The 12,931-nt window shown below is 71.0% G+C and carries 13 protein-coding genes; 7 read left to right on the forward strand and 6 right to left on the reverse strand.

Annotated features, from left to right (window positions below; all coding sequences use genetic code 11):
* Positions 1 to 62 precede the first annotated feature (62 nt).
* On the reverse strand, positions 63 to 1,817 hold the full coding sequence (locus ABTZ94_RS31265) for an acetyl/propionyl/methylcrotonyl-CoA carboxylase subunit alpha (RefSeq protein WP_351205786.1): 1,755 nt from the start codon (positions 1,815 to 1,817) through the stop codon (positions 63 to 65).
* A 423-nt stretch (positions 1,818 to 2,240) separates the two neighbouring features.
* Between ABTZ94_RS31265 and ABTZ94_RS31270 the strand changes: the two genes are divergently transcribed.
* Entirely contained in the window at positions 2,241 to 2,684 is a 444-nt protein-coding gene (locus tag ABTZ94_RS31270) for a hypothetical protein (RefSeq protein WP_502967342.1), read from the forward strand.
* 45 nt (positions 2,685 to 2,729) lie between these two features.
* Here the strand turns inward: ABTZ94_RS31270 and ABTZ94_RS31275 are convergent, their stop codons facing one another.
* The 4 genes from ABTZ94_RS31275 to ABTZ94_RS31290 form a co-directional block, all read right to left on the reverse strand.
* Complete coding sequence (locus ABTZ94_RS31275) at positions 2,730 to 3,341, reverse strand: nucleoside triphosphate pyrophosphatase (protein WP_351205790.1); 612 nt, start codon at positions 3,339 to 3,341, stop codon at positions 2,730 to 2,732.
* 240 nt (positions 3,342 to 3,581) lie between these two features.
* Entirely contained in the window at positions 3,582 to 3,710 is a 129-nt protein-coding gene (gene mmpB / locus ABTZ94_RS31280; RefSeq protein ID WP_093900106.1) for a morphogenic membrane protein MmpB, read from the reverse strand.
* Positions 3,711 to 3,867: 157 nt separating this feature from the next.
* The gene (locus ABTZ94_RS31285; RefSeq protein ID WP_351205792.1) at positions 3,868 to 4,074 is read right to left on the reverse strand and encodes an acyl-CoA carboxylase epsilon subunit; all 207 of its coding nucleotides are present in this window, start codon (positions 4,072 to 4,074) and stop codon (positions 3,868 to 3,870) included.
* Positions 4,075 to 4,088: 14 nt separating this feature from the next.
* Entirely contained in the window at positions 4,089 to 5,681 is a 1,593-nt protein-coding gene (locus ABTZ94_RS31290) for an acyl-CoA carboxylase subunit beta (RefSeq protein ID WP_351205794.1), read from the reverse strand.
* A 133-nt stretch (positions 5,682 to 5,814) separates the two neighbouring features.
* Here ABTZ94_RS31290 and ABTZ94_RS31295 point away from each other — a divergent pair, with 133 nt between their 5' ends.
* From ABTZ94_RS31295 to hutH, 5 genes are all read left to right on the forward strand, one after another.
* Entirely contained in the window at positions 5,815 to 6,720 is a 906-nt protein-coding gene (locus ABTZ94_RS31295) for a biotin--[acetyl-CoA-carboxylase] ligase (RefSeq protein ID WP_351205796.1), read from the forward strand.
* A 389-nt stretch (positions 6,721 to 7,109) separates the two neighbouring features.
* Positions 7,110 to 8,282: an adenylate/guanylate cyclase domain-containing protein gene (locus tag ABTZ94_RS31300; RefSeq protein WP_351205798.1), complete on the forward strand. Its 1,173-nt coding sequence runs from the start codon at positions 7,110 to 7,112 to the stop codon at positions 8,280 to 8,282.
* Between the two features lie 90 nt (positions 8,283 to 8,372).
* A complete protein-coding gene (locus ABTZ94_RS31305) occupies positions 8,373 to 9,185 on the forward strand; it encodes an enoyl-CoA hydratase/isomerase family protein (protein WP_351205800.1) in 813 nt (270 codons plus the stop codon).
* 85 nt (positions 9,186 to 9,270) lie between these two features.
* Positions 9,271 to 10,434: a GGDEF domain-containing protein gene (locus tag ABTZ94_RS31310; RefSeq protein ID WP_351205802.1), complete on the forward strand. Its 1,164-nt coding sequence runs from the start codon at positions 9,271 to 9,273 to the stop codon at positions 10,432 to 10,434.
* Between the two features lie 78 nt (positions 10,435 to 10,512).
* Positions 10,513 to 12,063: a histidine ammonia-lyase gene (gene hutH / locus ABTZ94_RS31315; RefSeq protein ID WP_351205804.1), complete on the forward strand. Its 1,551-nt coding sequence runs from the start codon at positions 10,513 to 10,515 to the stop codon at positions 12,061 to 12,063.
* A gap of 3 nt (positions 12,064 to 12,066) precedes the next feature.
* Here the strand turns inward: hutH and ABTZ94_RS31320 are convergent, their stop codons facing one another.
* Positions 12,067 to 12,351, reverse strand: a complete 285-nt coding sequence (locus ABTZ94_RS31320; RefSeq protein WP_351205806.1) for a hypothetical protein — start codon at positions 12,349 to 12,351, stop codon at positions 12,067 to 12,069.
* A gap of 108 nt (positions 12,352 to 12,459) precedes the next feature.
* Here ABTZ94_RS31320 and ABTZ94_RS31325 point away from each other — a divergent pair, with 108 nt between their 5' ends.
* Complete coding sequence (locus tag ABTZ94_RS31325) at positions 12,460 to 12,888, forward strand: hypothetical protein (protein WP_351205808.1); 429 nt, start codon at positions 12,460 to 12,462, stop codon at positions 12,886 to 12,888.
* Positions 12,889 to 12,931: the final 43 nt, after the last annotated feature.

A 12,931-nucleotide genomic window follows, 5' to 3' on the forward strand; every position in this document is an offset into this window, starting at 1 on the left:
GGGGCCCCCGGCGCCCCCCACCCACCCCGCAGGGGCCCCGGAAAACGTCGGGTACCGCTCGATCAGTCCTTGATCTCGCAGATCACGGCGCCGGAGGAGACCGAGCTGCCGACCTCGGCGGCGAGTCCCTTGATGGTGCCGGCGCGGTGCGCGTTCAGCGGCTGCTCCATCTTCATGGCCTCCAGGACGACGATGAGATCGCCCTCGTTGACCTGCTGGCCCTCGTCGACGGCGATCTTGACGATGGTGCCCTGCATCGGGGACGCCAGGGTGTCGCCGGAGATCGCGGAGCCGCTCTTCTTCGCCGCGCGGCGCTTGGGCTTGGCGCCCGCCGCGAGGCCGGTACGGGCCAGGCTCATGCCCAGCGACGAGGGCAGCGAGACCTCAAGACGCTTGCCGCCGACCTCGACGACCACGGTCTCGCGGCCGACCTCCTCCTCCGCCTCCACGTCGGCGGTGGCGGTGAAGGGCTTGATGTCGTTGACGAACTCGGTCTCGATCCAGCGGGTGTGGATCTGGAACGGGTCGCTGGTGAACGCCGGGTCGGCGACGACCGCACGGTGGAACGGAATGGCGGTGGCCATGCCCCCGACATTGAACTCGGCCAGCGCACGTGCCGCCCGCTGCAGTGCCTGCTCGCGGGTCGCACCGGTCACGATGAGCTTTGCCAGGAGCGAGTCCCAGGCGGGGCCGATGACGGAACCGGACTCCACGCCCGCGTCGAGGCGGACACCGGGGCCGGACGGCGGGGCGAAGGTGGTCACCGTGCCCGGGGCGGGCAGGAAGCCGCGGCCCGGGTCCTCGCCATTGATCCGGAACTCGAAGGAGTGCCCGCGCACGGCCGGGTCGTCGTAGCCGAGCTCCTCGCCGTCGGCGATGCGGAACATCTCGCGCACGAGGTCGAGGCCGGTGACCTCCTCGGTGACCGGGTGCTCCACCTGGAGGCGGGTGTTGACCTCCAGGAACGAGATCGTGCCGTCCATGCCGACGAGGAACTCCACGGTGCCCGCACCGACGTAACCGGCCTCCCTGAGGATGGCCTTCGACGCCGCGTACAGCTCCGCGTTCTGTGCCTCGGAGAGGAACGGCGCGGGGGCCTCCTCGACCAGCTTCTGGTGGCGGCGCTGGAGTGAGCAGTCACGGGTGGAGACGACGACGACGTTGCCGTGGCTGTCTGCCAGGCACTGCGTCTCGACGTGTCGCGGCTTGTCGAGGTAGCGCTCCACGAAGCACTCCCCGCGGCCGAACGCCGCGACGGCCTCACGGACCGCGGAGTCGTACAGCTCCGGGATCTCCTCCAGCGTGCGCGCCACCTTCAGTCCGCGACCGCCACCACCGAAGGCGGCCTTGATCGCGATCGGCAGCCCGTGCTGCTTCGCGAACGCCACGACCTCGGCGGAGCCCTCGACCGGGTCGGGCGTGCCGGCCACCAGCGGGGCACCGGCCCGCTGTGCGATGTGACGGGCGGCGACCTTGTCACCGAGGTCCCGGATCGCCTGCGGCGGCGGGCCGATCCAGGTCAGACCCGCGTCGATGACGGCCTGGGCGAATTCGGCGTTCTCCGACAGGAAGCCGTATCCCGGGTGGATCGCGTCCGCCCCGGAGTCCTTGGCAGCCTGGAGCACCTTGGCCATGTCCAGGTAGCTGGCGGCCGGGGTGTCACCGCCCAGAGCGAATGCCTCGTCGGCCGCACGTACATGCAGAGCGTCGCGGTCCGGGTCGGCGTAGACGGCCACGCTCCCGATTCCGGCATCCCGGCATGCCCGAGCAACACGGACAGCGATTTCGCCACGGTTGGCGATGAGCACCTTGCGCACGATGGCTCCCTCCTTGAAACAAGCTGAGTTTAGGGACTACCGACACTGCCCTACGACCCGTCCCCAATGGTGAGCTTGCCCACACGGAGTGTGATTCGAGGCTTGCTCAAGTCGCGAAATCCCTTGTGGCACCACGGTACGCCGGGATCCATGACCGCACAGTAGCCACAAGGTGTGGTCCAGGTCTCTGTTGGTGCAAGCAGCCGCGCCGGGTGTTTCTTTGTCGGGTCTCCACTAACGGGCGAGCGATTCTTTGCCCGACGCACGAGAGGCACGACAAGGGGGGTGCGCAGAAAGCGCGTGAGCGCGTGTCGTCGGTACGGGACGGGAGTGGAGATCGTCAGGACCCTTGTCCGGAGCGTTACCCATTAGTAGGGTCCGCGCTATCGCACGTACTACAGGTAACAGGGGGTGAGGGCCGTGGTGCGCAGACCGGTGGCGTTCGTGACCGCGATCGCGCTGTTCGTGGAAGCCGTGGGCATCGTGGTCATCAACGGCATCCTGGCGACGGTCGTCAAGAACCAGGACATGTCACTGGCCGGGCTGGAACCCGCCGCCATGTCCAACGGCACATGGGTGATGGGCGGCGTCTTCGGCCTGTATCTGCTGCTGTGCGGGCTGGTCCTCCTGCTGACCGGCATCCGCGACCGGGCCCCCGGCCGTATCGGCCGCGTCGCCCTCATCACCTGCGCCGTGGTGCACGGGGTGCTGGGCGCGCTGACGGTGGGGCTGGTCGGCTGGGCCGCGTTCGCGTGTCTGATGGTGGTGCTCGGGCTGATCGTGCTGACGCTGGTGGTGTACGGCCCCGAGGACGAGGCCGACCGGCCTGTGGACGATGCCGGACCCAGGGCTCCGGCTACGGCCTGACGCGGATCGGGTCCGACTCGGGCCGGCCCCCTTTGCCGGTCGGTCTCAGACCCACAGCTCGGTGACGGAGATCCCCAGCTCGCCCAGCAGCCGGCGCAGCAGCGGCAGCGAGAGCCCGATGACATTGCCGTGGTCGCCCTCGATGGAGTCGACGAACGGCGCCGAACGGCCGTCCAGGGTGAAGGCGCCCGCCACGTGGAGCGGCTCGCCCGAGGCCACGTAGGCGGCGATCTCGTCGTCCGTCGGTTCGCCGAAGCGGACGGTCGTGGAGGCGGTCGCCGAGGCCGTACGTCCGGTCGCGGTGTCGATCACGCTGTGGCCGGTCCGCAGCACACCGGCCCGGCCGCGCATGGACTTCCAGCGGGCGATGGCCTCCTCGCTGTCGGTCGGCTTGCCGAGCGCCTCGCCGTCGAGTTCGAGTACCGAGTCGCACCCGATGACCAGGGCACCCGCCGCCTGTGGCCGGCCGGCCACAGCGGCGGCCTTGGCCTCGGCGAGAACGAGCGCCAGCGCGGCCGGCGTCGGGGCACTCAGCGCGTCCTCGTCCACCCCGCTGACGACCACCTCGGGCGCGAATCCGGCCTGCCGCAGAAGGCCGAGACGGGCGGGGGAGGCGGAGGCGAGCACGAGACGGCGCTGATCAGTCATACGCGCCATCGTAGAAGGGACCGGCCGGTATCCGACCCGCCCGGGTGACGAATCAGCCGCTCCCGGGCCAGCAAGGCGGTGCGCTCTGGGCGAAGAATCAGCCCGTCCGGCGTTCGAGGCCGGGGTCCGGGGCGGAGCCCCCACGCGGCGGAGCCGCACATCGACGCAGCCGGGACGGGGCGGGCAGGGGAACAGGCCCCGCGCGGCGGCCCCTGCCCCGCGCCACCGCGCCTCACCCCACCGCGCCCCTCACCGCGTCCCGAGCACGAACATCGCGACCACCATCGCGAGCGCAAGCACCAGCCCCGCGCGCCGCATCATGTCCTGGGCGTCGCGCAGTTCCTTCGGCGGCTTGTTCTCAGGGTCGGACCACAGCATGGGACCGATCCTGCTGTGGAGAGCGGACACCGCGCCTGAGTACACATACTCAGGCGCGATGGTGCGTACGGACCAGATCGCGCCAGGACGCACCGGAGGTCCGGACCCCAAAGGGGCCCGGACCTCCGGAAACGTGCGCGAACAGGCACTCCTGCGACTACCCGGGCCAGTACGTCCGCGCCCAGGCCCGCGGCCCCGGCAGTCGGCGCTCGCGCCGGGCAATACGCCCCGGGTCGGACCACTGGCCGGGCAGCGCCGGTGCGCCGGACGACTCGTCGGCCCTCGCCGCGGCGCGCGCCCGGACCACCGCCAGTGCGGCAGCCAGCTCCTCAGGGGTCGGGTTGCCCCGTACGACCTTGATCATGGTCAGGACCCTTTCTAGAGGGGGATGTTGCCGTGCTTCTTCGGGGGCAGCGACTCCCGCTTCGTACGCAGCTGGCGCAGCCCCTTCACGATGTGGGCGCGGGTGTCGGACGGCATGATCACGGCGTCGACGTAGCCGCGTTCGGCCGCCACGTACGGGTTGAGCAGCGCGTCCTCGTAGTCCGCGATCAGTCCGGCGCGGGTGGCTTCTGCCTCGTCGGGGTCCGTGACGGCGGCGATCGTGCGGCGGTGCAGGATGTTCACGGCGCCCTGCGCGCCCATCACGGCGATCTGCGCGGTCGGCCAGGCGACGTTGATGTCGGCGCCCAGGTGCTTGGAGCCCATGACGTCGTACGCGCCGCCGAAGGCCTTGCGGGTGATCACCGTGATCAGCGGGACGGTCGCTTCCGCGTAGGCGTAGATCAGCTTGGCGCCGCGGCGGATGATGCCGCCGTACTCCTGGTCGACGCCGGGCAGGAAGCCGGGGACGTCGACGAAGGTCAGCACGGGCACGTTGAACGCGTCGCAGGTGCGGACGAACCGTGCCGCCTTCTCGCTCGCGTTGATGTCCAGGCAGCCGGCGAACTGCATCGGCTGGTTGGCGACGATGCCGACCGGGTAGCCCTCGACGCGCCCGAAGCCGGTGAGGATGTTCGGCGCGAACAGGGCCTGGGTCTCCAGGAATTCGCCGTCGTCCAGCACGTGCTCGATGGCGGCGTGCATGTCGTACGGCTGGTTCGCCGAGTCCGGGATGAGGGTGTCGAGCTCGCGGTCCTCGTCGGTGGTGGCGAGGTCCGCCTCCTCCGGGAAGGCCGGCGCTTCGGAAAGGTTGTTCGAAGGGAGGTACGACAGCAGCGACTTGACGTACTCGATGGCGTCCTTCTCGTCGCCCGCCATGTGATGTGCCACACCGGAGGTGGTGTTGTGGGTGCGGGCGCCGCCGAGTTCCTCGAAGCCGACGTCCTCGCCGGTGACCGTCTTGATGACGTCGGGGCCCGTGATGAACATGTGCGAGGTCTGGTCGACCATGACCGTGAAGTCGGTGATCGCGGGGGAGTAGACCGCGCCGCCCGCGCACGGTCCGACGATCAGCGAGATCTGCGGGACGACACCCGAGGCGTGCACATTGCGGCGGAAGATCTCGGCGAACAGGCCGAGCGCGGCCACACCTTCCTGGATGCGGGCGCCGCCGCCGTCGTTGATGCCGATGACCGGGCAGCCGGTCTTCAGCGCGAAGTCCATCACCTTGACGATTTTCTCACCGTAGACCTCGCCGAGCGAGCCGCCGAAGATGGTGAAGTCCTGCGAGTACACGCAGACGGGGCGGCCGTCGACCGTGCCGTAGCCGGTGACGACGCCGTCTCCGTACGGGCGGTTCTTCTCGATGCCGAAGCTGGTGGAGCGATGCCGGGCGAATTCGTCGAGCTCCACGAAGGAACCCTCGTCGAGCAGCAGGTCGATCCGCTCGCGGGCGGTCAACTTGCCCTTCGCGTGCTGCTTCTCGACCGCGCGCTCGGAGCCCGCGTGCGTTGCCTCGTCGATACGGCGCTGCAGGTCCGCGATCTTGCCCGCGGTGGTGTGGATGTCGATCTCTTCCGGCTTGGACATCGGGTGATGGCTCCCTGCCTGGTCACGGGGACGACTGTGCTGCTGATCAGGTACTGAACACCTACTGATCCGTAGGGTATCGGCGTGGATACGGTTCGGCAGTGCGTCGTTTACCACACCTAGTCTGGCTTGCATGACACCTTCGGATGCGTCTCACAGCCGCTGGTCGGACCTTGACCGGCCACCCCTGAACGTCCCTGCGCTGCGCCGCGGACTGCTGCGCCCGGGCGGACTGTGGACCTCGCTCGACGTCGTGGAGACCACCGGGTCCACCAACTCCGATCTTGCCCGGCGCGCGGCGGCGGGGCTCGCCGAAGGCGCCGTGCTGGTCGCCGAGGAACAGACCGCGGGCCGCGGCCGCCTCGACCGCACCTGGACGGCCCCGGCCCGCTCGGGCCTGTTCTTCTCCGTCTTCCTGACGCCGGGCGACGTCCCCGTCCATCGGTGGGGCTGGCTGCCGCTGCTCACGGGCGTCGCCACGGCGACGGGCCTGGCTCGCGCGGCAGGCGTCGACACGGCACTGAAATGGCCCAACGACCTCCTCGTGACCGTCCCCAAGGACTCCGACAAGCTCCGTCCGGGGGAGACCCCACTGGGCGAGGAACGCAAGGCGGGCGGCATCCTGGCCGAGCGCGCCGGGAACGGAGTCGTCGTGGGTATCGGCGTCAACGTCTCCCTGCGCACCGACGAACTCCCCGCCCCCACGGCCGCCTCGCTGGCCCTGGCCGGAGCGGTCTCCACCGACCGCGAGACGCTGCTGCGGGGTGTGCTGCGCTCGCTGGAGCACTGGTATGTCCAGTGGCGCGCGGCGGACGGCGACGCGGCGGCGAGCGGCCTGCAGGAGGCGTACGCGGCGGGCTGCGCGACACTCGGCCGGACGGTACGTGCCCAGCTGCCCGGCGACCGCACGCTCACCGGCGAGGCCGTGGCGATCGACGGTGACGGCCGGCTGATCCTGTCCACCGACGACGGCCTGCAGGAACCCGTATCGGCGGGCGACATCGTGCACCTGCGGGGAATCGGGGGCGGCCTGACCTGAGAAGCGGGCCGGGGGGTGCGGTGTGTCCGCTCCTGCTTCCTTCCGGGACATGTACGGGGTTTTCGGGACACGCACCGGGCCGGGGCGGCGTGTCCGCCGCCGGCCTCCACTTCCGTCCCACCCGGACACGTACCGGGCCGGAGCGTGGGCCGCCGAGGCGTGTCTGCTTCCGGCCTCTGCACCTGGCGCACCAGAACACGTACCGGGGGCATGAATCCTCGCCCTCCTGGAAACCGCCCACCGGCAGCAACCACCCACGCCCCCTGGCCCACCCAGGAACATTCCCGGAGGCCATAGCGACGTGAGCCACGGCACACCTGCCGTATCGTTGAGGCGATCCACCGACAGATCGGCAGGGCAGTGCGCAGGGAACGGGCAGGAGGCGGCTGGTGACCGTCGACGATACGACCTCCGGTGCGGGCGCGGAGCCCCCGTCGGACCCCTCGGTCCACCCGACACCGCATCACGAAGTCGACCATACGGCGGAACCGACCCACGATCCCCTCGCGATCCGGCTGGAACAGCTGATCCTGGGCGCCGACCGTCGCTACACGCCGTTCCAGGCGGCCCGTACCGCCGGCGTCTCGATGGACCTGGCCTCCCGGTTCTGGCGGGCCATGGGCTTCGCCGACATCGGGCAGGCCAGAGCCCTCACCGAGGCCGATGTGCTGGCGCTGCGCCGGCTCGCCGGTCTCGTCGAGGCAGGGCTGCTCAGCGAGCCGATGGCGATCCAGGTGGCCAGGTCCACCGGGCAGACCACCGCCCGGCTGGCGGAATGGCAGATCGATTCCTTCCTGGAGGGGCTGACCGAGCCGCCCGAGCCCGGAATGACCCGGACCGAGGTCACGTACCCGCTGATCGAGCTGCTCCTCCCGGAGCTGGAGGAGTTCCTGATCTACGTGTGGCGGCGCCAGCTCGCCGCCGCCACCGGCCGGGTCGTGCAGGCCGCCGACGACGAGGAGATGGTCGACCGGCGCCTGGCCGTCGGCTTCGCCGACCTCGTCGGGTTCACCCGGCTGACCCGGCGGCTGGAGGAGGAGGAGCTCGGCGAGCTGGTCGAGACGTTCGAGACCACCTGCGCCGACCTGGTCGCCGCCCACGGCGGCCGGCTCATCAAGACCCTCGGTGACGAGGTCCTCTACGCCGCCGACGACGCGGGCACCGCGGCCGAGATCGCGCTGCGCCTGATCGAGGCGATGACCCAGGACGAGACCATGCCCGCGCTGCGCGTCGGCATCGCTTTCGGCACGGTCACCACCCGGATGGGCGATGTCTTCGGTACGACGGTGAACCTCGCCAGCCGGCTGACCTCGATAGCGCCGAAGGACGCCGTGCTGGTGGACGGGGCGTTCGCACAGGAGCTGACCCGTACCGGCGACGCCCCGGCCTCCGAGGCACAGGCGGCGGAGGAGGCCGCGGTGGCCGAGAAGGAGCGCCAGGAGGGCGTGGAGTCGGTGTCCGTGCCCAAGTACCGCTACGGGCTGCAGCCGATGTGGCAGCGCCCGGTGCGCGGACTCGGCGTCGTGGAGCCCTGGCTGCTGGCGCGCCGGGGTACGTCCTGACGCAGGAGGCCTGAACTCACCCGGGACCGATACCCGGGGCGACCCATAGGATCCCCCCCGGTAACGATCGTTAACCGGAGGGGTGCAGTCATGACCGTCACGTCCGAGCAGCGGTTCGGGGAATTCGTCGTCGTACGGGTCCACGAGGGGCAGGAACACGTCGCCGAGCTGGTCCTCGACCGGCCCAAGGCGATGAACGCCGTGTCCACGGACATGGCTCGCTCGATCGCCGCCGCCTGTGCCGCGCTCGCCGCCGACCCGGGCGTACGGGTCACCGTCCTCACCTCCAGCCATGAGCGGGCCTTCTGCGTGGGTGCGGACCTGAAGGAGCGCAATTCCTTCACCGACGCCGACCTGCTGCGCCAGCGCCCCACCGCCCGCGCCGCGTACACCGGCGTGCTCGAACTGCCGATGCCGACGATCGCGGCCGTGCACGGCTTCGCGCTCGGCGGCGGATTCGAGCTGGCCCTGTCCTGCGATCTGATCGTCGCCGACCGCACGGCTGTGGTGGGCCTGCCCGAGGTGTCGGTCGGTGTCATCCCGGGCGGCGGCGGTACGCAGTTGCTGCCGCGGCGGATCGGTGCGGCGCGCGCCGCCGAGCTGGTCTTCACGGCCCGCCGGGTGGAAGCGGCCGAGGCCCATGATTCGGGGCTGGTCGACGAGCTGGTGGAGGCGGGGCGGGACCGCGAGGCCGCACTGGCGCTCGCGGGCCGGATCGCCGCCAACTCCCCGGTGGGGCTGCGGGCCGCCAAGCGTGCGCTGCGGCTCGGGCACGGCCTCGATCTGCGGGCCGGTCTCGAAGTCGAGGACGCCGCCTGGCGTTCGGTGGCCTTCTCCGGCGACCGGGCCGAGGGGGTGGCCGCGTTCAACGAGAAGAGGAAGCCGAACTGGCCCGGCGAGTGACGTTGCCCGTCCAGGAGGACACGCAGCGAACATGGTCAATGTCTCAAGCTGATCGAATTGCTACAAAACTACATAAGCTGTAGCGATGGGTGGTGATGATGCGCGGCTGCGGGCCGTGGTTTCGCTTGCGCAGACGATGGCGGCGGCACGCACCCCGCGGGGGTCGTGGCGAGCGGCTGCGCTGGGGGCGTGCGAGGCGTTGGGCGGCAGTTTCGCCGCGCTCTCCGTGTGGGAGCGCGAGCGCGGGCAGTTGCGTGTGCTCGTGAACGCGGGCGAACGGGCCGAAGGGGAGGAGGAGTTCCCCGATGCGGAGACGTATCCGGTGCACCAGTTCCCGGAGATCGCCGAGTTCCTGCACGAACGGTGGGCCGGCGGCGGTGAGCCGGACGCCTGGGTGCAGACCGCTGACGACCCGGTGGAAGGGTTGCCGGGCGCGGGGGTGCGGGGGTACGGGGGTCGGTACTGCTGGCAGCGGGTGGCCGCCCTGCGTCGGCGTGGGCGCGGCTGCTGTGTGGTCGCGCCGATCGTGCTGCACGGGCGGGCCTGGGGCGAGCTCTATGTGGCCCGCCCGGCGGGGGTGCCGGCCTTCGGACGCAAGGACGCGGACTTCGCGACCGTGCTGGCCTCGGTCGTCGCCGCCGGGATCTCCCAGACCGAACGGCTCGAAGAGGTCCGCAAGCTCGCCTTCACCGATCCGCTCACCGGGCTGGCCAACCGCCGCGCCGTCGACGTGCGGCTCGACGAGGCGGTGGAGCAGCACCGGACCGAAGGTTCGGTGGTCAGCCTGGTCGTCTGCGACCTCAACGGTCTGAAGCGGGTCAACGACACCCACGGGCATGCGGTCGGCGACCGTCTGCTGGAACGTTTCGGCTCGGTGCTGTCCCGCTGCGGCGCCATGCTGCCCGGTGCGCTGGCGGCCCGGCTCGGCGGCGATGAGTTCTGCCTGCTCGCGGTCGGCCCCGAGGCGGACGACGTGACCCGGGTGGCCACCGAACTCTGCGAACGGGCAGCCGAGTTGGAGCTCGGCGACGGGGTGGCGTGCGGCATCGCCTCGACCGGCGATCCGATCGGCCCGGTGGTCTCGGCGCGACGGCTGTTCCGGCTGGCGGACGCGGCCCAGTACCGGGCGAAGGCGGCCCGCTCCACGAAGCCGGTGGTCGCGGGGCGCGACGACGAGGTGCTCCGGCTGGCCGACGCGCCGCCCAAGTCCGCGCACGACCGCCGCCACCTGCGTGGCAGCCGCCCCTGACCGTGTGGCCGAACCGGTAAGGGGTCAACCGTACGACCACTAGTGACATGAAGGGATTCAGTCCGTACGCTTCTGAATATGGATATGCATACAGTCGTGGTGGGGACGTCCGGTACCACCGCCCAGGACGTCATCGCCGTGGCCCGCGGCAACGCTCGTGTCGAGATCTCCACGGCCGCCGTGAGCGCACTCGCCGCCGCCCGCGAGATCGTGGACGCGCTCGCCGCCAAGCCCGAGCCGGTCTATGGCGTCTCCACCGGCTTCGGGGCACTGGCCAGCCGGCACATCAGCCAGGATCTCCGCGCACAGCTCCAGCGCAACATCGTCCGCTCGCACGCCGCCGGCATGGGCCCGCGGGTCGAGCGCGAGGTCGTCCGCGCCCTGATGTTCCTGCGGCTGAAGACGGTCGCCTCCGGGCACACCGGCGTACGGCCCAAGGTCGCGCAGACCATGGCCGACGTCCTCAACGCGGGCATCACCCCCGTCGTCCACGAGTACGGCTCGCTCGGCTGCTCCGGCGACCTGGCCCCGCTCTCCCACTGCGCGCTGACGCTGATGGGCGAGGGCGACGCGGAGGGCCCCGACGGCACCGTGCGCCCCGCCGGTGAGCTGCTCGCCGCCCATGGCATCACCCCGGTCGAGCTGCGTGAGAAGGAGGGCCTCGCCCTCCTCAACGGCACCGACGGCATGCTCGGCATGCTCGTCATGGCCCTGGCCGACCTGAAGAACCTCTACACCTCCGCCGACATCACCGCCGCCCTCTCCCTGGAGGCGCTGCTCGGCACGGACAAGGTGCTCGCCCCGGAACTGCACGCCATCCGCCCGCACCCGGGCCAGGGCGTCAGCGCCGACAACATGCTGCGGGTCCTGGCCGGATCGGGCCTCACCGGTCATCACCAGGACGATGCGCCCCGGGTGCAGGACGCCTACTCCGTGCGCTGTGCCCCCCAGGTCAACGGCGCCGGACGCGACACCCTCGACTACGCCGGGATCGTCGCCGAGCGCGAGCTGGCCTCCGCTGTCGACAACCCCGTCGTCCTCCCCGACGGCAGGGTCGAGTCCAACGGGAACTTCCACGGCGCCCCCGTCGCCTACGTACTCGACTTCCTGGCGATCGTCGCGGCCGACCTCGGTTCGATCACCGAGCGCCGCACCGACCGGCTGCTGGACAAGAGCCGTTCGCACGGACTGCCGCCGTTCCTCGCCGACGACGCCGGTGTGGACTCGGGCCTGATGATCGCCCAGTACACCCAGGCCGCCCTGGTCAGCGAGATGAAGCGGCTCGCCGTCCCCGCGTCGGCCGACTCGATCCCGTCCTCCGCGATGCAGGAGGACCACGTCTCCATGGGCTGGTCGGCGGCGCGCAAGCTCCGTACCGCCGTCGACAACCTCGCCCGGATCGTCGCCGTCGAGCTGTACGCGGCGACCCGCGCCATCGAACTGCGCGCCGCCGAGGGCCTCACCCCCGCGCCCGCCTCGCAGGCCGCCATCGACGCGCTGCGTGCGGCAGGTGTCGAGGGGCCGGGCCCGGACCGCTTCCTGTCGCCGGACCTGGCCGCGGCGGACGCGTTCGTACGTGCCGGGAAGCTGGTCGCGGCCGTCGAGCCGGTCACCGGACCGCTGGCCTAGGGTTCAGGCGGACAGGGCGTCGGCGCGGCGTACCGAGTAGGTGACGAACGCTGCGCCGATGCCCAGGAACGCCGTGCCGCCGATCAGATACGGGGTGGTGTCGCCCCCGGCCCCCGTGTCGGCGAGCCTCGGGCCGGTCGCGGTGTCCACGGCGGTGACCTGCGGGCTCTGTGCGCCCGGTGCGCCGGCCGACTCGTCCGTCGCCTTGGCGGATGGGACGAACCACAGGGCGGCCAGCAGAGTGCCCGCGGCGGTGGCGGTCAGAAGCGGGCGGCGAGCAGCGGCCACGGAATCGATCCCCCTTGTCACAGCCGTGAGTTAGGCCTGTACGCCGATGCTAGTGAAAGCAGCGGGTCGCAGGAAAGTCGCGAGGGCGGGGAGCTTACGCTCCGGCACATGAGTACTTCTGAGACATCACGGTTTGTTCGACTTCAGGTCGAAATGGTGCTGGAGATCACGGACCCCGCCGCCCTCAGCGGTACCGCGCTGGAGTCCATCGCCGCCGAGTACGGGGAGCCCGGCGGCGAGTCCGCCGAGGAACGCAGGCAGGCCGAGGCGGCCGTACGGGAGGACGGCGCGGAGGCCCTCGCCTCCCTCATCGATCCGTTCGACCTGGTCAGCGAGGTGCCGGGGGTCGAGCTCGCCCAGGCGTCCTGGAGCAGCGAGACCGTCGACTACGACCCGGACGACGTGGACGACTGGGACCTCGACGACGACGGCGAGGACGAAGGGGACGACGAAGGAGGCGGCGGCGACATCCCGCACAATGGTGAGGACGACGGCGAGCACAGCGGCGTGAGCGGCGGTGCGGAGCGGCGGGTCTAGCAGGCGATGAGCCACGGCCCCGGCCCGCTTTCCGCGGGCCGGG

Origin of the sequence: Streptomyces sp. NPDC002785 (assembly GCF_040295565.1) — a bacterium.
GTDB lineage: Bacteria > Actinomycetota > Actinomycetes > Streptomycetales > Streptomycetaceae > Streptomyces.